A 17,974-nucleotide genomic window follows, 5' to 3' on the forward strand; every position below is an offset into this window, starting at 1 on the left:
ACCGTTTTTTGATGCGTTAAAGGATAGTCCATTTGCCTTCCTGCAGTTGGTAAAACATTTCCATCTGAATTTGAATAATTAAACGACAAAGCGCTCGCATAGTTCAAGTGTGTAAAATAAAATCACAGTGTTCACGGACAGAGCAGCCGTCAAAATAAAGCTGCTCCATTGGAATCCACCGTTTCAAAAAGATATCAAGGGCATGCGCGCCGTCGCGTTTCAAAATGCGGCGCTTTTGCTCGCGTGCATCTATGGATAAAAAAGAAGTCAAATCATACTGTGCGCGAAAACGCGGATGCAGGCTGTAGGAGCCCTCGATTAACGTGAGCTTTTTGGGGGAAACAATCCTTTTCCCGGAATACCCGCCTTTTTCACAGTCAAAAATATGGTAAGAAAAAGGAACTTCCTGCGAAAGAGGCAGGAGAACCTCCGTTTCAAAGCGTTCATAATGGATGTTTCCGCCAGGCTCCCGCAGCCGTGCTTCGTTCCGCAGGGCGGGCGGCAGGAAAAAGTCGTCCATATGGATTATGTTCAGGTCAAAAAGATCGCCAAGCAATGCGGCTGCAGTCGTTTTACCCGCGGCTGCATTTCCGTCGATTGCAACGATAACGTGCTGCTTTTGTTTCAGCAGAAGGCCGATCCTGCAAATAAGAGGCAATAGCTGCATGTAGCGTTTACAAACAACGCGGTATGCCGGATGGTAAGCGCTCACATAGCCGGCGCTGTGGCTCACCGCAGGATAGCCTGCCTCTCGATATTGCCTGAGGTAGCAATCCAAATCCGATATAGAGAATGTAAAAATATGTTCCGCAGCCATCCCACGTAAAATGGCGAGTTTGTCCTGAAAGGCTTCCTGCGTCCCATGGGCATGCTTTGACGATGCAATGAAGATCCTGTTCAAAAGCTCCAAAGAAAGCTTCTGACGGCCTGCTGGCGACAAATAGAGCCTCTCGTAGCCATTTCCGATATCCTCGCGCAACGGGCTGCCTGCATCCGCTGCAAGAGAGGCAGCCTCAGCCCGTAAGCGCTGAAGGCTCAGGGCCTCGTCTGTAACGAGGTGCCCGCCGCCAAACTCGTGCTGGTACAGAAGCTTGACCACATCGCAGGGCTGCATCAGCGGGTATTTATGCGCGTGTGCCTTAACCAGCGTGACGAAGGGATTCATGGTTAATCAGCCTTGCTTTTTGCAGGGCAAAAACAAGAATTGGAATTACGACCAGCTGTATAATGATACCGGGGATCGAAGTCACAAAAGCGGACGTCAGCCAGATTTGCATAGAATAATCCCCGGCCTGGAAAATCAGCGAATTCAGGATACCGTAGGTGACGCGTCCACAGATCATTGCCCCAATCAGGGAAATATAGATGTTTGCGATGTTGTGCTTTGTATTCACCACGCGCAGCAGGATTCCGGAAACCAGCCCGTATACCGCAAGCTCGCACAGCATCCCGGGGAGATAGCCCATTGGGGGCATTCCGGTGATAAGGCTGGATAACAACGGCGCAAGCACGCCGCATGCAAGCCCGTAGTAAGGCCCGCAAATCAGCCCGCACAGCAAAACGGGGATGTGCATCGGCAAAAAGATGCTGCCGGCATTTGGAATCGAGTGAAAGGCAACCGGCAGAACAATACCAAGCGCAATACACAAAGCTGTCATAATCAGGTTTTTTGTATGATTCATAATAATACCTCCAAACAGAAAAGATGACGTAAAAAAAGATACCGGCTTTCTTCTGAAAGCTGATATCTTCCTGATATCATCCATAATCATTTTATAAAGATTAAAAAACTTTAAGGGCTATAGGGATATCCGGCTTCTGCCGGCAGGCATTGGCTTCGTGCCAACGACAGATTCAGTATAATAAAATTTGTTGTTTGTGTCAATGGTATGACCAAAACCCGTCAGCCGAGATCCTTCAGGGCGGCCACCGCATATTGGATTAAGCCTGTAATGGTCTGCCCCTGTGTGCCCGCTACGATTGCGCCGCATTTATTGATGGGAATCAATATTTTTTGTGCCGTACTGCTTCCTACCGCTGCCGACATCGCGGGAGTAATCTCACCAAAAAGGGCGTCCGCAAGCACAATGCCAATCGGGCCAATGATTACATCGGCGGTACGGCAACCTACGGTTACGGCGTTTTCACCGGTTGCGGCGTTTTTTGCGCCGCCTTTCATCATATTTGAGGTTGCAGTGCTGTTTGTACCTACTGCAAGGATTTCTGCCCCGGAAACACTGGCCAAAATCGTTTCGATCAGTTGCCGGCCGATTTTTCCGCCTTGTCCGTCAATCACCAATATTTTCAAAATGACGCTCCTTCGCGTACCTTTTATTGAACAAACGGGTACTATATCTATTTTACCACAGCCGTAAAAACAATGGCAATGGAAAAAACCGCATTGCGAAGCGGGTTACCGGCAAGCGAAAAACGCTGTGAAAATAAACGTTCAAAATGACAAAATAGAGCGGTCAAATGGTATAATAGAGGGGATTTTTGATTGAGAAAGGGAGCATAAATATGACAGAAAAAGAAAAGATGCTGCGCGGCGAACTTTATCTTGCATGCGATCCGCAGCTTTCCTCTGAGCACAGGCGTTCTTTAAAGCTGTGCAGGGAATATAACGATACAGATCCGACAGACGATCAGGAGCTTGACAGGATTATTCGCGAGCTTGTCCATGTGGATGGAGACAGAGTGGTGGTAAAGCAGCCGATCCGGTTTGATTACGGATGCAACACCTATTTTGGAAACAACGTATACATCAACTATGGCGTGCAAATCCTTGACGTTTGTGAGGTTCGCATTGGAAACGACGTCCTGATTGCGCCAAACGTTCAGATATTGGCTGCCTGCCATCCGCTCGATCCTGAGGAGCGCAGAAGCGGAAAGGAATTTGGAAAGCCGATCACAATCGGCGATAATGCCTGGATTGGCGGAGGCGTGATTATTTGTCCGGGCGTTAAGATCGGTGAGAATGCCGTGATTGGTGCGGGCAGCGTGGTCACAAAGGATATTCCGGCGAACTGCGTAGCAGCAGGCAATCCGTGCAAGATCATGAAAAAGATTTGAAGCCGCCGGTCATTTTAGGCGGGAAGAAAAAGCTGTAAAACCGCAGGGATACCGTATCATTAGAGAGCGGATTTATCATGACACAGTATTCCTGCGGTTTTCTATTGACAATAAAGGAATCTCTTTGATATAATATTAAAGCGTATTTGAATGGAGAGATGTCCGAGTGGCTTATGGTGACGGTCTTGAAAACCGTTGTGCGTTAGTAGCGCACCTAGGGTTCAAATCCCTATCTCTCCGCCATTTTTTACTGAATGGGAGAGGGGGAAGACGCAGAACCAATGGTTCGTCCTATCCGCTCCGCCATTTTACTGAATGGGAGAAGGGGAAGACAGGAAACGTAAGACTGCGGTTCGGTTTATCCCCGCTGCCGCTTTTTATTCGCGAAGGATGGGAAACGCAGGATCTGTGGTAGAGCCTATCTGTCAACAAAGTAAATAAAGATAAAATTCAGTTGGAGAAGTACCCAAGTACGGCTGAAGGGGCTCCCCTGCTAAGGGAGTAGGCTGAGGTAATCGGCGCGAGGGTTCAAATCCCTCCTTCTCCGCCAAAAAGAACCGCTTTGTTAAGCGGTTCTTTTGCATATAATTGAGAAGAATAACCCACTTTATAACCCGCTGCTGTTTATTGTGCCTGAATGAGTCTTGCAAAAACATTGTTTATAAGGGCGGCGGCTCTGTACTGTTCATCTCCTAAAATATGGCCGTAAGTACCAAAAGTATCGAAATCTTTTCCGTGCCCTACGATTGGTTTAATCAATTCAAGAGGGAGCTCCTTGTTTGCCGATATAAAAGTATGGCGCAATTCGTACAGAGTGACGGGAGAGATTTTATTGTGATTCCTATAATTTCGCCATCTCTTATAGTAGGTAATTTGTTTTGCGTGCTCGCCGTTTTGGTCTGGGAAAACATACGGGGAACTTACATCTGCATTTCTTAACATTGTACGCTGTTCATCCAATATTTGGAGCGCAATATCGGGCAGCACAAAAGAACGAAGCGCATTTTTATTTTTTCCGGTAGTGTGCTCGTTATAGACATTGATTGCGCCGTGCAGGGTACAAATATCGTCTTGTATATCTTCATTTTTTAAACCAATCAGCTCTCCCGGTCTTAACCCTGTAACTACCTCAAAACGATAAGCATGGATATACCATTCATCAATTTCTTTTTGATGATAAACTGTTTTTGTGCATGAGAACAAAAGCGAAAAATCATTAGGCTGTAAGACTTTTTTCTCACTTTTTTTTGCGGCTTTCGGAATATAAAGGCTTTCTGGGAACAATGTTGTTGCTTTATTCTTTCGACCATACTTAATAAACGCGCTCAGACAAGCTCGAATATTGCGAAGCGTTTTATCCGATAACTTCTTTTTATCATTTCCATTTTGATATGCAAATAAAATGACCTCCTGTAAATGCTGTTCATTAACATTTTCTAACTTTATTGTTCCTATCTGTGGTTTGATATAATTTCGCCCATATCCCTCATATTGCCGCCAAAAACTTTTGGATGTCGTAACTTTTAATTCTTCTATCCAACGGTCAAATAGTGTAGCTACCTTTACCGAGGCGTTAATGATATTATCATCCAACCAAGCATCAGCTTTTGCATGGCATTCGCGCTGTCCTTTACGCCCTTTTGTGGACGAATAGAACGTTTTGCGAATCCCGTCCTTCTGCACCTTGATTTGCCACCTGTTATATTTATCCATCCATACGGCACTATTTGTTCTTTTTCCCATTTCTAAAACCTCTTTTCTTTTTCGGACAATAACCAATCTTTATATTCCCCTATTCAAAATCATAACCCACTTTGTAACCCACTCCATCTCACAAAAACGGGTTATTAACCCACATTGAGAAAAAACAATCAATCATTGCTCATGCAAGAAAGTGCTTTGTTAAGCGGTTTTTATGAGCCGTTTTTTGGGGTGTGTTATGACTCTAAGGCTTCAAATCCCTCCTTCTCCGCCAAACAAATGGCCTTTTTGGCCTGAGAGATAGTTCTTGGTTAGGATATCTCTTAAAAACCAGATATTGCATGGGTTTATGCTCATGCAATATTTTTTTATTCAGCCTTCTGCAGCGTTTGCATCCATTTGCCGGAGTATTGCCAAAGCGGCCGATCGCCATTTGCTATTAAGGATAATAAATCACCAACAAACTTATAAGTGATTTCAACATCCTGTGTCCGTTTGCCATTCACCTTATACTGGGCGGATACTCGTATCTCTTCGATCAACGCAAGCACCATCTCCCGGTCGATTTTCTTTACCCCAATATATTTTCTCACTGTCTCGATCCATTTGTCAGCGTTTTTCTCATGGCGTATTTCGACCTCTTCGCGTATTGTATGCGACGCGCAAGTCTCCTTACCACTGTTGGTATATTTGCTACATCGATAGGTCATTTTACGGACTTTTCCTCCACCACGCAGCGAGGCGCACATCGTAGTACCGCAGTCCATACATCGTACTAACCCGGCAAACACAGAAATCTCCCGATCGATCTTAGGCGTGTAATAGCGCCCTATTGTATCACGCTACATCGATTGCGCACAGGCTGGCCACAGTGAAGAATGCCGACCAGATATTGGTGGTAGATGATGGAAAAATTGTCCAGCAGGGCAAACACAAGGAGCTGGTTAGCCAGCCAGGCATATACCGCGATTTTATCGACATCAGAAAAAAGTCGGCGGGTTGGCAGATCGGTTAACGCCTGCCCGGCCAGACACTTGACAAAGAGATGGAATTACAGTAATATATCACTGATATATTTTTTCGGAGGTTGCTTTGGCAGAGTTGAGCGACACACAGCAAAAGCTGTTGGACATTGGCAAAAAAGAATTTTTGGAGAAAGGCTTTCGGAATGCTTCTCTCAGGGGGATTGTCAAAGAAGCCGGTTTTACTTTGGGTGCATTTTATGGATATTATCCAGATAAGGAAACATTGTTTGACGCGCTGGTAGCGCCTGCTGCGGATGCGCTTGTATCCCGATTCAAAGAGGCGCAGGACAAACATTTTGATTTGATCGAGCAGGAAAATACCGCGCAGAGCAGACAGCTTTCCACAGAATATTTGATTCGATTTGTCAATGATATTTACGACAACTATGACGCGTTCAAGCTTATCATATGCTGTGCGGACGGTACAAAATATCAAAATTTTATTCATGAGCTGGTAGAGCTTGAGGTGCGTGTAACAGAAAAATATTACAGGAAACTAAAGAAGCTGGGCAAGATAGCACATACGGTCAGCAAGGATGTTCACCACATGCTCACCAGCGCATATTTTACAGCGGTGTTTGAGGTGGTGGCGCACGACATGAGCAGGGCAAAGGCGCTGCGATATGTACGGAAGATCGCCATGTTTTTTAACTGTGGATGGGATGGAATTTTAAAAATACAATAATTTTTTTAACAACGAGTTAGCTTATGCTAATTCAAGCGTTGGATTGGAGGAACATATGAGCATGGAGAATTGGAACAAATGGGTGGCAAGGGATATCATCACAACAGTGCTGTTGAGTTTGTTGCTGATCGTAATTCAGTTGGTGATCAACATGGTAGCCATGTTGAATGATTTTGTCAGTATGGTGCTATCCGTGGGGATCAGCTGTTTTCTATGTGCGCCTATCTATTTTCTTTTGGTGCGGCGGGTACGTAAACGCTTTGTTTCGCTCATTTATATGCTGATTTTGGGCGTTGTATTTTTGATCATGGGCGATTGGTTTTTGCTGCCGTACTTTGCAGTGGTGGGATTGATCTGTGAGGCGATCTTGTGGAAACAGGGCTCTTACGATAATCCGTGGCGGATTACGGCTGCGTGGACGATATACAGTGTGCTGTACATTGGTGTGAACCTTTTGCCGATGTGGTTTTTTTGGGATTCGTTTCACCAAAACGCGTTGGCCAGCGGAATGACGCAGGAATATATCGACGCATATGTGCGCTATTATTCTCAACCCGGTTGGCTGGTTGCCATTGTAGTAATCACTGCCGTTCTTGGCTTTTTGGGATGTATGGTGGGCAGACGGATGATGCAAAAGCATTTTAAAAAAGTGGGCGTTTTGTAATGAAATCAAATGCACGATATGAATTTGCCGTTCCTGCAAAATTATGTGCATTTTTCTGCACGCTGATTACTGTTTTTTTGATAACAGATAAGGACAACCTGTGGATGCTTACGGTGACGGGGCTGCTGTATGTTTTGGTGCAGAGGCAGTGGAAACAAGGTATCGGATTTGGAATATTTTATCTGGCATTGAGCCTGTTGCTGCTGCTGATACGCCAAGGAATGCGGATGCCTGTACTTTCTGAATTCCACATATTTATGTTTTGGTGGCTGACGCCTGTTTTTATTGTTGCATGGAGCTTGATGACCACGCCGCCTGGCAAATTGAGCGCGTTTTTTTCTAAACTGCATGCGCCGCGCAGCCTGACGTTGGGGATGTTGGTTGTGTTTCGCTTCTTCCCCACGATGCGCGCGCAATGGAGAGGCTTGCGGGAGTCCATGCACAACCGCGGCCTTACGACAGGCAAACAGATGGTCGCCCATCCGGCGGCAACCTTTGAGTATACGCTTATCCCTGTATTGATGAGCTGCCTGCAAATATCCGACCAGCTGGCAGTGTCTGCCGTCTCGCGCGGGCTGGATACACCAGGGCGGAGGGAAAGCTATTATGAATCAAAAATGAAAGCGGCAGACTATGCGTGCATGGCTCTTTTTATTGCTGCAATGATGGCATTGCTTATAGGTGGGAAAATGGCATGATAGAGCTCAATAATGTATCTTTTGCGTATGAAGGACAGGAGAACTGCATTCATAATGTAAACCTGACAATCAGACAAGGCGAATGTGTTGTGCTGGTGGGACGTTCGGGCAACGGCAAGACGACATTGACAAGGATCATAAACGGGCTTGCGCCTGCGTATTATAGAGGAACCCTGACAGGTGAAGTGAAAATCAATGGAAAAGATATCAGGGAGTATCGGGACTGGGAGCGCGCCAAGGCGATCGGCAATGTATTTCAAGATCCAAAATCGCAGTTTTTTTCTGGAGAGCTTGTGGGCGAAGTGGCCTTTGCGTGTGAAAATCTGGGATATGGGAAGGAGGCCATAAAAAAACGCACCGACAAAACAATCGCAGAAATGGGGTTAACCTATATAAAATCGCGAAGGCTGGATGTGCTGTCCAGCGGCGAAAAGCAAAAGGTAGCCATTGCTTCGGTGCGGGTGGTGGAACCGCAGATATATGTGTTTGACGAGCCTTCTGCCAATCTGGACGGGCAGGCCTCGCTTAAACTGACAGAAACGATGCGGCAGTTTAAGCAACAGGGGTATACCTTGGTTATATCAGAGCACCGGCTGGCTTACCTCACAGGGATTGCGGACCGCTTTGTGTATATTGAAAATGGAAAAATAATACGCAGCTATACAGCCAAAGAATTGATGGCGCTGGATGAAGGCGCCAGAAAAGAAATGGGTTTGAGAATTCCCTTTCCATACATTCACGCTGGATTGCCCGTGCCCAGAAAAGACAACACAAACCGCCCGTTGCTGACACTGGAAAATGTATCGTACCGTGCAAAAAAGCAACAGATATTGTCGTCAATATCGTTTTCAGCCTGTTCTGGGCAAATCGTTGCGGTCACAGGTCAAAATGGTGTGGGAAAAACGACCCTTGCCAAAGTAATTTGCGGATTGAAAAAAGAGAGTGGCGGCGCATTGTTTGTGAAAGGAAAGAAAGTGCCTGCGAGAAAACGGTGGCAGAATGTGTGGTACAGCTCTAACGACATCAATACGCAGTTGTTTACAAACAGCGTAGAGGATGAGCTTTTGCTGCAATCCCGAAACGGCAATGATATTGAAGCAGCCAGAAACATTTTGAAAGACTTTGATTTGTATGAATACAGGAGCTGTCATCCGCAGGCGCTCTCCGGTGGGCAAAAGCAGAGACTGTCCATTGCGTGTGGATTGTTGTCCGGCAGGGAAATCCTGATTTTTGATGAGCCCACCAGTGGACTGGATGGAGAAAACCTCGTGCGTGTTGCAGGGGCGTTTAAAAATGCTGCCAAAGACGGCAAAGCGATCATCCTTATAACGCACGACAACGAATTAATGAAGGAATGTTGTACCCATAGCTATGTGATGCAGACTGGAAAATAAAAGAATATCATTCACCATCCGGTCAAAATCGATCTGATATTGATAACCCTGTTCAAACGCAATAAATCGCAAAAGAGCTTGGAGGTTTATTGCTTCGCGTCCACTGTGAAACAACAATCCTGCTTTTGCGCGCAAAACATAAGGACAAATGAATGGGCCGGGAAGGCGGCTATCGATCCACATTGAAAAATATTTTGTCATGTATGCTTTTTATTGAGCTTTGCAACACCAAAGCTCAGGAAGGTTGCAAACAGGCACCAGCACAAATATGGAATCTGAAGCATCGTTGCAAGCGGGCTGTACGGATAAAATGCGGCCATCATCCATATGATCGAGCCAATCAGGGCCAACAGCCAAACAGAACCTGCAAGGTAGCCGCGGTTCCTGAAAAAGATGATCGACCATGTAAAGTTCAATGCAAGCTGGATAATATATGGCGTCAGGATAACCGCAACAGAAGCCCCTGCCAAGGCCGCTCCCTTATAGGCAAGATAGGACGAGATTCCCATCAACACATATAGAATTGTCCAGACGATCGGGAACAGGAACCCGGGCGGGCTTAACGGAGGCTGGCGGAAAGCTTCATATTTCTTTTTCGAGTTTCCCGCCGCCCTCGCAGAAAGCATCCCAACTACAAGTGGAACCGCAATAAAAACAATGACCATAATAACGTCTGACATATCAAAACCTCCGGAATTATCAAAATCCTTTCAATGCAGGTATTTTAAACAACCTGTGCTGTTTTAATCACCATTTTTTATGTTATCGTGCGTTTTTTTCGCTGGCGGATACCCGCGGCGATATTTTATCATTTCACAAAATGACGCTGCGCGGCCAAAATGCCCGTTCTTTTTTGCCAAACCGGGAAAAGTCCCGTATTCTTAACACATTTTGTACCATATGGATGATATAATAAAAGAAAAAGTAATCGGGAGATCGTTTTGGCAGGAATTTTGGAACAACTCAACGACAGGCAAAGGGAAGCGGTACAGCAAACCGAGGGGTATGTACGCGTCATTGCGGGAGCCGGAAGCGGAAAAACAAGGACGCTTACTTCACGCTATGTTTATCTGGTGGAGGAACTGGGCGTGTCGCCGGGCAAAATCATGTCGGTCACCTTTACCAATAAAGCGGCGGGAGAAATGAAGGCGCGAATCCGTAAAATGCTGGGGGATGTGGATACGGGCTTCATCAGCACATTTCACGGCTTTTGCCTGCAGGTGCTGAAAGAGGACATCCACAGGCTGAATTATCCGCAGTCGTTTTCGATTATGGATGAAACGGACCAGAAAAGCCTTCTTGAGGAAATCTACCATGAGCTCGGCCTGAGCCTGCGCGACTACACCTTCCGCGATATGCTCAAGGTAATCGATTTGTTTAAAGCGCCGTACGAATATGTCGGGCAGGTAACGGAGCCGGACGAGCAAAAGGCAATCCGGTATTTTGCAAGCTTTACAAGGGACGACAGGGACAGAATACTCGGCAAGTACGTCCAAAAGCAGCGCCGTAACTTTATGCTTGATTTTGACGACATTATCAATTACACGCTGTATTTGTTTACCCATTACGGGGACGTTTTAAAAAAATGGCAGGAAAAGCTGCAATATATACAGGTTGATGAATTCCAGGATGTGGACGGCAAACAGGCAAAACTTGTGTATCTGCTGTCCGGCGGATATGGAAACCTGTTTGTGGTGGGCGATCCGGATCAGACGATCTACTCATGGCGCGGAGCCGACGTTCACATTATCCTTGATTTCAACAAAGAATTTCCACAGGCAAAAACAATATACCTTAATTCAAATTACCGTTCCACCCCACAGATTCTCAGCGTGAGCAACGACCTGATTTCAAAAAACAGGGAAAGGCTTAAAAACGCACTTTTACCTGTCAGGGACGACGGCGCAAAGGTGTTTTATAAACACACAAAGTCAACCGCAGAGGAAGCCGCTTATGTTGCGCGCACGATCCGGTTTCTTTTGGACAGCGGCGTAAAGCCCTACCATATTGCGGTTCTCTACCGCGCGCATTACGTTTCGCGCAGCCTGGAGGAAGCGTTTGTCAAGGAGGATATCCCATACGCCCTGTTTAACGGCGTAGAATTTTATAACAGGAAGGAAATCAAGGACGTGCTTTGCTATTTGCGTATGCCGCTTACCTTTGACGATATATCGTTCCTGCGCACCATCAATACCCCGCGCCGGGAAATCGGGCGTACGAGGCTTAACTTCCTCACGGAATATGCGGAAAACAACAACGTAAAGCTCTATCAGGCGCTCAAAGACAACCTCGACCACGAGAAAATCAAAAACACCAGGGCAAGGCGCTATGCAGAGGTGATTGAAAAATACGCGGAGCTGACAGGCCGTATGAGCGTTTCGGATTTCGTAGATGGAATCCTGCGTGAATCCGGATATGAAGAAATGCTGATGAAGAACGCGGACCAGAACCGGATCGATAATGTCAGCGAGCTGAAAAACGCGATCCAGCAATATGAGTCAAGCGCTGGGGAGAAGGTGTCGCTTGACGATTACCTTGGAAAAATTGCGTTATTCACGAATCTGGATGTGACGGAAAAGCGCGAGAGCGTAAAACTGATGACTGTGCATACCGCAAAAGGGCTGGAATACCCATATGTATTTGTAGTCAGCCTGAACGAAGGAATCTTTCCATCGGCAAGGGTACGCAGCAGGCAGGAAATGGAGGAGGAGCGCAGGCTGTGCTATGTAGCGTTTACGCGCGCAAGGGATAATCTTTTTCTCGTGGACGCCGAAGGCCGCAATAACGACAGCAGCTACCGCTACCCGTCCAGATTTATTTTCAACGTGGACTTTGAGAAGCTCGAGATCGACGGGATTCCCGACGAAGAGTTTCTTTCCCAGGCAAAGGCGTACATCGGCAGCGCGGAAGGACGGCTGTACCAGTCGCAGGCGCGCCTCATGGCAGGAGACCGTGTAATTCATCCTGTCTTTGGAAAGGGCGTTGTTTTGCGGGAAACAGACAAAAGCTATGAGATTGAGTTTGAAACTATTACGGGACACAGGGACATCGATAAAAAATATGGAAAGCTGAAAAAACTCTGAGTATCCTAATACGGAAATTGCCGTCCCTTATGGCACCATACCACGGCGGGCGGTTGTTTCCGTTTTTTTCATATTATATTGACAAGACAGAAAAAACGCACTATTATGTTAATAGTGTTAGCGAACGGTGTTCGCAAAAATAAACGGAGACTTGTTATGCCCAAAGACAAAACAGAAACCTATCATAAAATCATACGGGCGGCAAAGGCTGAGTTTTTAGAGAAAGGCTTTGAGCAAGCCTCCATGCGTAATATTGCTTCTGCAATCGGCATGAGCGCAGCCGGGCTTTACCGCCATTTCAAAGATAAGGAAGACCTGTTTGACGCATTGATCGAGCCTCTGATGCAGGCCTTTGCAAAGGCGTATGCTGCGCAGCGAAAACGAGCTTACCGTTTTTTGGAGGACGACGGCAATATGGAGGAACTGTGGATGGGCAAAAATGACCTGACCATTTTTCTGGACCTCATGCACCGTTATTATGATGAATTCCGTTTGTTGCTTTGCTGTGCAGATGGGACAAAGCATGCGGATTTTATTCACGACTTCACAAGCTTCGAGCAAAAGGAAACGCTCGAATATATGGAAGCAGCCCGCAAAAAAGGCCTTCAGGTCAATGATATCAAGCCGCAGGAGCTGCACCTTCTGTTAAGCGCTTACTATACGGCGGTATTTGAAGTTGTGGTTCACAGCTTTGAGCGGGCAGAGGCGGAGCATTACCTGGACACTTTGCAACGCTTCTTTTTCCCGGGATGGCGGGCGGTGCTGGGGCTATAATGCGGCTATATTTTTTGTGTGCGAGTTAGCTTTTGCTAACTAAATTGGTAACGGGCGCTACCCGTGCCCAAAAGACTCCGAAAACAGCGTTTTACATTTTGGGTGTCGGCGTAGCGTCTGGAATACTGAATAACGCTCAATGGGTTAGTTGTTGCTAACTAAAATGACAAAAGGAGGATGCAAATTGAAACAGAAAAAGAAAGGAAATATTTCGCAGCTTCTGGATTATGCCGGCGGCCATAAAAAGCTGACGGTTCTGGGATGCGTATTGTCCGGTGTTTCCGCAATACTTTCCATGGCTCCCTATATTTTAATCTGGTTTGTGGCCAGAGGGGTTTTTTCAGCGATGCCTGATTTTTCCTCGTCCCAGGGGTTGGTGCAGTACGGCTGGGATGCGCTATGGTTTGCGCTCGTTTCGGCGGCGGTTTATTTTGGCGCGCTGCTGTGCACGCACCTTGCCGCCTTCCGCACAGCGAAAAATATGCGTTCGCAGGCGGCGAAGCGTCTCGTAAACCTGCCGCTTGGATATTTCACCTCAAACCAATCGGGCCGCCTGCGTAAGATGATTGACGACAACGCAGACATGACAGAGACACTTCTGGCGCACGAGCTGCCGGATTACGTGGGCGCAGTTGTTACTCCGCTTGCGGCTGTTGTGCTGTTGTTTGTGTTTGACTGGCGGATGGGGCTGTTGTGCCTGATTCCAATCGTCATATCGGTCATCACCCTGTTTCGAATGATGGGGGGCAAGCAGGCAAAATTTTTCAGCAAATACCAGCGGGCCATTGAGGACTTGAGCTCGGAGGCCACGGAATACGTACGGGGAATCCCGGTGGTAAAAGTATTCCAGCAAACTGTTTATTCCTTTAAAAGCTTTTATTCCTCAATTATGAGCTACAGCAGGCTGGCGTCGGATTACGCCATGGTAAACCGCACGCCCATGACGGTATTTACAACGGTTTTGAACTCGACATTCCTTTTACTGATCCCTGCGGGCATGATTTTGTGCGGCATTGCTTCCGACGGATGGGCGATTTTGGTGGACCTTGTATTCTATATCCTGTTTACGCCGCTGTGCGCAATGATGGTCAGTCGCATCATGTATGCGGGACAGGCCTCGATGGAGGCAAGCGAGGCGGTATATAAGCTGGAACAGATCACAGACGAAAAACCACTGGAGGAACCGCAAAACCCTGTAGCGCCAAAGGGCGCGGATGTGGAGCTCAGGAATGTTACGTTCACCTATCCGGGTGCGGGAGATCCGGCGCTTTCCGGAGTCAGCTTCCATGTTCCGGAAGGAAAAACGGTTGCGCTCGTCGGACCGTCCGGCGGTGGAAAAACCACAGCGGCAAGCCTGATTCCCCGTTTTTGGGATGTACAGGAGGGCGAGGTGCTTGTGGGCGGCGTGGACGTGCGGCAGATTTCGCCTGAGGTGTTGATGGACCAGGTGGCGTTTGTGTTTCAGGATACCCGCTTGTTTAAAATAAGCATCCTCGAGAACATACGGGCGGCGCGCCCGCAGGCCTCGCGTGAGGAGGCGCTGAAGGCAGCGCACGCCGCGCAGTGTGACGATATTCTGGAAAAAATGCCAAACGGCGTCGATACTGTGATCGGTACAAAGGGCGTGTATCTGTCAGGCGGCGAACAACAGCGCATTGCCCTTGCACGCGCAATTTTGAAGGATGCACCTATTATCGTACTGGATGAAGCGACCGCTTTTGCGGATCCGGAAAACGAGGCGCTCATCCAAAAGGCGTTTGAAGTACTGACCAAAGGAAAAACCGTTTTGATGATCGCCCACCGCCTGTCTACTGTGCGCGGGGCGGATCGCATCCTGGTACTGAAAAACGGCAGGGTGGCGGAACAGGGAACCCATGATCAGCTAGTGGAGAAAAACGGTGTTTACGCAGCCATGTGGAACGACTATCAAACTGCTGCGCAATGGAAGGTAGGAAAGGAGGCGGCGTCATGATCCGCAAACTGCAAAAACATTATGCCCTGACGGAAAGAGGGGCGAAAGATCTCGTAAAGGCGACGTTGTGGACTGTGGGTGCGAACCTGAGCCTGATGGTGCCGATCGGCCTGTTGATGCTGGCGCTCATGCAAATCATAAACGCCCTCATGGCCGGAGGGGATCCCGCTCAGGGAGTATGGGGATATACGGCGCTGGCAGCAGGACTTGTCGCCGTCATCTATATCGTCCATTGGTTCCAATATAAATCGCTGTATATCGCAACCTATCAGGAAAGCGCAAACCGGCGTATACGCCTTGCGGAAAAGCTCAGGGAACTGCCCTTGTCCTTCTTTGGAAAGAGGGACCTGTCAGACCTGACGGCTACGCTGATGTCGGACAGCGCATCCCTCGAGCAGGCGTTCTCACACTTTGTCCCGCAGCTTTACGGCACAATCATCTCCACGATCATTATCGCGGTCGGCATGATTGCGTTTGATTGGCGGATGGGACTGGCGGTGCTTTGGGTGGTGCCGGTTGCCGCGCTTTTGGTGCTCGCATCCAAAAAGGCTCAGGATAAAGCAGGGACGCGCACGCTTCTTGCAAAGCGCGTTGCAACGGACGGCCTGCAGGAACTTCTCGAAACGGTAAAGGACGTAAAGGCCTGCAACCAGAAAGAAACGTATCTGAGGGGGCTTGACGAAAAGCTTGATTTTGCGGAAAAAGCAACCATCCATTCAGAGCTCGTATCGGGAACCTGCATTACCTCGGCGCAGGCGTTCCTGAAAATCGGCCTTGCCACCACGGTGCTGGTGGGAATCGGATTGCTGGTTGCCGGACAGATCGACGTTCTGGTGTTTCTGGTCTACCTGATCGCCGCTTCCCGTATTTACGATCCGGTCAAGGCAGCGTTCGAAAATATGGCGGCGGTCTTCAATATGCAAATCAAGATTGAACGGATGCGCGCGATTGAGGAACAACCGGTACAGACGGGGATGGACCATTATTCCCCCAAGGGATATGATATCGTGTTTGACCACGTAAAATTTGCGTACAACGAAGATGAAGGAGTGCTTGAAGACGTATCCTTTACGGCAAAGCAGGGAGAGGTAACGGCTCTCGTCGGCCCATCAGGCGGCGGCAAGAGTACCGCCACAAAGCTTGCCGCGCGGTTCTGGGATGTGAACGGAGGAAAAATTACGCTGGGCGGCGTGGACGTTGCCACCGTAGAACCGGAGGCGCTTCTCACCAACTATGCAATCGTATTTCAGGATGTGGTGCTGTTCCACGATACGGTAATGGAAAATATACGGCTGGGGCGAAGGGACGCGTCGGACGAGGATGTGCTGGCAGCGGCAAAAGCCGCACAGTGCGACGAATTTGTAAAAAAACTGCCGGAGGGGTACCAGACGGTAATCGGCGAAAACGGATCCACCCTTTCCGGTGGAGAACGCCAGCGCATCTCCATTGCAAGGGCGCTCCTGAAGGACGCTCCGGTTATCCTGCTTGACGAAGCAACGGCAAGCCTGGATGTGGAAAACGAGACGGCGGTGCAGGAAGCGATTTCAGGACTGGTGCAAAATAAGACGGTGCTTATCATCGCCCACCGTATGCGCACCGTAATGGGCGCGGATAAGGTCGTCGTTCTCGCGGACGGCAACGTAGCGGAAACAGGCTCGCCACAGGAGCTCGCAAAAAAGCAGGGAGCATTCGCGCATATGGTGGAGCTGCAACAGGAAAGCGCGGGGTGGAGCATCTCATGAAGAAAAAGACAAAAAACCACTCCCACGCGTCAGGTGAGGATTACCTGGAGGCAATCCTGGTATTAAAGCAAAAAAAAGGCCTGGTCAGGCCGATTGACCTGGTTCGTTATATGGATTATACGAGGCCAAGCATCAGCAGGGCGGTTGCGGTACTGCGAAAGGAAGGCTATTTACAGCCGGATACCGGCAATGAGCTTGAATTGACGCAAGCCGGAATGGAGCTCGCGCAGAAGGTTTACGAACGCCACCGTTTTTTTACCCGCCAGTTGACCGAAGCCGGAGTCGATCCCAAAACCGCCGAGCAGGATGCCTGCCGGATCGAACATGTGATCAGCGACGAAAGCTTTGAAAAACTGAAAAAACACGTCGGCAGAGACGGCGGGAAAGGCACCGGCGAACAGAAGAAAACCGATATCCGGAGCGGCGTTGGGCAACAGTTGGGCCTGTATTCCAACGTGTGGAAGGAAACGGGCAAAGGAGGTCCAAATTGAAAAGCATATTACAGAATACAAGAAAGCCCACAGGTTTTTGGGGACGCGCAATCCTCCGCGGAATGAACGCGGGGCACGCGCAGCTGGCGGATTGGGGGCTTTCCCACCTCAGTCCTGCGCCCGGTGCAAGGGTGCTTGATATTGGCTGTGGGGGAGGCGCAAATATAGAAAAACTGCTATCCCTTTGTCCGAATGGATTTGTGGACGGGGTTGATTATTCAGAGGAAAGCGTGAAGATGAGCCGAAAGAAAAATGCCGCGGCTTTGGGAAAACGTTGTGAGGTTGTGCAGGGAAATGTGATGGCGCTTCCTTATGAAGACGGCCTGTTTGATGTGGTAACGGCGTTTGAGACCGTGTATTTCTGGCCGGACCTTTCCGTCGCATTTTTGCAGGTGCACAGGGTGCTTAAGCCGGGCGGCGTATTCCTGCTTGTTTGCGAGGAGAGCAACCCGGAAAATACGGCGTGGACAGACCGGATCGACGGAATGAAGATTTATTCGGGCGATGATCTGGAAAACAGGCTCCGTTCAGCCGGATTTACGGATATCGTTGCGCATCAGCAAAAAAAGGGATGGCTTTGCCTGTCCGCACGTTCCTGATAGAACGGTTGCCTGTCAAATACAATGGAGGAAACCTGTTTTCCTCCATTTTTTGCATTCGGTAAAATGAAATA

17 protein-coding genes, 2 tRNA genes and 1 pseudogene are annotated in these 17,974 nt (G+C 48.3%); 14 read left to right on the forward strand and 6 right to left on the reverse strand.

Annotated elements, in window-relative coordinates:
• Positions 1–103 precede the first annotated feature (103 nt).
• The 3 genes from ACS5WU_RS08950 to ACS5WU_RS08960 form a co-directional block, all read right to left on the reverse strand.
• A complete protein-coding gene (locus ACS5WU_RS08950) occupies positions 104–1,165 on the reverse strand; it encodes a nucleoside/nucleotide kinase family protein (protein WP_302760558.1) in 1,062 nt (353 codons plus the stop codon).
• On the reverse strand, positions 1,140–1,682 hold the full coding sequence (locus ACS5WU_RS08955) for an ECF transporter S component (protein ID WP_046443432.1): 543 nt from the start codon (positions 1,680–1,682) through the stop codon (positions 1,140–1,142). Before ACS5WU_RS08955 ends, ACS5WU_RS08950 begins: the two co-directional genes overlap by 26 nt.
• 221 nt (positions 1,683–1,903) lie before the next feature.
• Positions 1,904–2,308 (reverse strand): DUF3842 family protein, encoded by a 405-nt coding sequence (locus ACS5WU_RS08960; protein WP_302760554.1) that lies wholly within the window; start codon positions 2,306–2,308, stop codon positions 1,904–1,906.
• Between the two features lie 206 nt (positions 2,309–2,514).
• Between ACS5WU_RS08960 and ACS5WU_RS08965 the strand changes: the two genes are divergently transcribed.
• From ACS5WU_RS08965 to ACS5WU_RS08975, 3 genes are all read left to right on the forward strand, one after another.
• Complete coding sequence (locus ACS5WU_RS08965) at positions 2,515–3,072, forward strand: sugar O-acetyltransferase (protein ID WP_131924776.1); 558 nt, start codon at positions 2,515–2,517, stop codon at positions 3,070–3,072.
• A gap of 152 nt (positions 3,073–3,224) precedes the next feature.
• Positions 3,225–3,315 (forward strand) — tRNA-Ser (locus tag ACS5WU_RS08970).
• Between the two features lie 213 nt (positions 3,316–3,528).
• Positions 3,529–3,622: transfer RNA gene (locus tag ACS5WU_RS08975), tRNA-Ser, on the forward strand.
• Between the two features lie 74 nt (positions 3,623–3,696).
• On the opposite strand, the gene ACS5WU_RS08980 is transcribed toward ACS5WU_RS08975, so the two are convergent.
• On the reverse strand, positions 3,697–4,815 hold the full coding sequence (locus ACS5WU_RS08980; RefSeq protein WP_302760552.1) for a tyrosine-type recombinase/integrase: 1,119 nt from the start codon (positions 4,813–4,815) through the stop codon (positions 3,697–3,699).
• Positions 4,816–5,141: 326 nt separating this feature from the next.
• Complete coding sequence (locus tag ACS5WU_RS08985; protein WP_302760550.1) at positions 5,142–5,564, reverse strand: DUF4368 domain-containing protein; 423 nt, start codon at positions 5,562–5,564, stop codon at positions 5,142–5,144.
• Between the two features lie 41 nt (positions 5,565–5,605).
• On the opposite strand from ACS5WU_RS08985, the gene ACS5WU_RS08990 reads away from it, so the two are divergent.
• From ACS5WU_RS08990 to ACS5WU_RS09010, 5 genes are all read left to right on the forward strand, one after another.
• Positions 5,606–5,788, forward strand: a complete 183-nt coding sequence (locus ACS5WU_RS08990) for a hypothetical protein (protein WP_082103477.1) — start codon at positions 5,606–5,608, stop codon at positions 5,786–5,788.
• 77 nt (positions 5,789–5,865) lie between these two features.
• Entirely contained in the window at positions 5,866–6,483 is a 618-nt protein-coding gene (locus tag ACS5WU_RS08995; RefSeq protein WP_046443658.1) for a TetR/AcrR family transcriptional regulator, read from the forward strand.
• Between the two features lie 61 nt (positions 6,484–6,544).
• A complete protein-coding gene (locus ACS5WU_RS09000) occupies positions 6,545–7,147 on the forward strand; it encodes an MptD family putative ECF transporter S component (protein WP_302760567.1) in 603 nt (200 codons plus the stop codon).
• A complete protein-coding gene (locus ACS5WU_RS09005; RefSeq protein ID WP_302760548.1) occupies positions 7,147–7,845 on the forward strand; it encodes an energy-coupling factor transporter transmembrane component T family protein in 699 nt (232 codons plus the stop codon). Before ACS5WU_RS09000 ends, ACS5WU_RS09005 begins: the two co-directional genes overlap by 1 nt.
• The gene (locus tag ACS5WU_RS09010) at positions 7,842–9,239 is read left to right on the forward strand and encodes an ABC transporter ATP-binding protein (protein ID WP_302760546.1); all 1,398 of its coding nucleotides are present in this window, start codon (positions 7,842–7,844) and stop codon (positions 9,237–9,239) included. Before ACS5WU_RS09005 ends, ACS5WU_RS09010 begins: the two co-directional genes overlap by 4 nt.
• Before the next feature lie 197 nt (positions 9,240–9,436).
• Here the strand turns inward: ACS5WU_RS09010 and ACS5WU_RS09015 are convergent, their stop codons facing one another.
• Positions 9,437–9,919, reverse strand: coding sequence for a TspO/MBR family protein (locus ACS5WU_RS09015; protein WP_059109715.1), 483 nt, complete (start codon positions 9,917–9,919; stop codon positions 9,437–9,439).
• Positions 9,920–10,180: 261 nt separating this feature from the next.
• On the opposite strand from ACS5WU_RS09015, the gene ACS5WU_RS09020 reads away from it, so the two are divergent.
• The 6 genes and pseudogenes from ACS5WU_RS09020 (at position 10,181) to ACS5WU_RS09045 (ending at position 17,900) form a co-directional block, all read left to right on the forward strand.
• Entirely contained in the window at positions 10,181–12,322 is a 2,142-nt protein-coding gene (locus ACS5WU_RS09020; protein ID WP_046443662.1) for an ATP-dependent helicase, read from the forward strand.
• Positions 12,323–12,478: 156 nt separating this feature from the next.
• The gene (locus ACS5WU_RS09025; protein ID WP_059109713.1) at positions 12,479–13,096 is read left to right on the forward strand and encodes a TetR/AcrR family transcriptional regulator; all 618 of its coding nucleotides are present in this window, start codon (positions 12,479–12,481) and stop codon (positions 13,094–13,096) included.
• 184 nt (positions 13,097–13,280) lie between these two features.
• Positions 13,281–15,068: an ABC transporter ATP-binding protein gene (locus ACS5WU_RS09030; RefSeq protein WP_302760387.1), complete on the forward strand. Its 1,788-nt coding sequence runs from the start codon at positions 13,281–13,283 to the stop codon at positions 15,066–15,068.
• Complete coding sequence (locus ACS5WU_RS09035; protein ID WP_059109711.1) at positions 15,065–16,810, forward strand: ABC transporter ATP-binding protein; 1,746 nt, start codon at positions 15,065–15,067, stop codon at positions 16,808–16,810. Before ACS5WU_RS09030 ends, ACS5WU_RS09035 begins: the two co-directional genes overlap by 4 nt.
• Positions 16,807–17,187, forward strand: a pseudogene (locus ACS5WU_RS09040) (metal-dependent transcriptional regulator); the annotation flags it as partial. The gene ACS5WU_RS09035 and the pseudogene ACS5WU_RS09040, both read left to right, overlap by 4 nt.
• 110 nt (positions 17,188–17,297) lie before the next feature.
• The gene (locus ACS5WU_RS09045; RefSeq protein ID WP_235811598.1) at positions 17,298–17,900 is read left to right on the forward strand and encodes a class I SAM-dependent methyltransferase; all 603 of its coding nucleotides are present in this window, start codon (positions 17,298–17,300) and stop codon (positions 17,898–17,900) included.
• Positions 17,901–17,974 lie beyond the last annotated feature (74 nt).

The sequence above is a fragment of the Christensenella sp. KGMB01412 genome (genome assembly GCF_055522415.1).

What these genes read in the sequence shown, in the direction of transcription:
- ACS5WU_RS09000 (WP_302760567.1), top strand. Translation starts at nt 6,545, where the DNA reads ATGGAGAATTGGAACAAATGGGTGGCAAGGGATATCATCACAACAGTG.
- ACS5WU_RS09025 (WP_059109713.1), top strand. Translation starts at nt 12,479, where the DNA reads ATGCCCAAAGACAAAACAGAAACCTATCATAAAATCATACGGGCGGCA.
- ACS5WU_RS09015 (WP_059109715.1), bottom strand. Translation starts at nt 9,919, where the DNA reads ATGTCAGACGTTATTATGGTCATTGTTTTTATTGCGGTTCCACTTGTA.
- ACS5WU_RS08980 (WP_302760552.1), bottom strand. Translation starts at nt 4,815, where the DNA reads ATGGGAAAAAGAACAAATAGTGCCGTATGGATGGATAAATATAACAGG.
- ACS5WU_RS08955 (WP_046443432.1), bottom strand. Translation starts at nt 1,682, where the DNA reads ATGAATCATACAAAAAACCTGATTATGACAGCTTTGTGTATTGCGCTT.
- ACS5WU_RS08950 (WP_302760558.1), bottom strand. Translation starts at nt 1,165, where the DNA reads ATGAATCCCTTCGTCACGCTGGTTAAGGCACACGCGCATAAATACCCG.
- ACS5WU_RS09005 (WP_302760548.1), top strand. Translation starts at nt 7,147, where the DNA reads ATGAAATCAAATGCACGATATGAATTTGCCGTTCCTGCAAAATTATGT.
- ACS5WU_RS09010 (WP_302760546.1), top strand. Translation starts at nt 7,842, where the DNA reads ATGATAGAGCTCAATAATGTATCTTTTGCGTATGAAGGACAGGAGAAC.
- ACS5WU_RS09035 (WP_059109711.1), top strand. Translation starts at nt 15,065, where the DNA reads ATGATCCGCAAACTGCAAAAACATTATGCCCTGACGGAAAGAGGGGCG.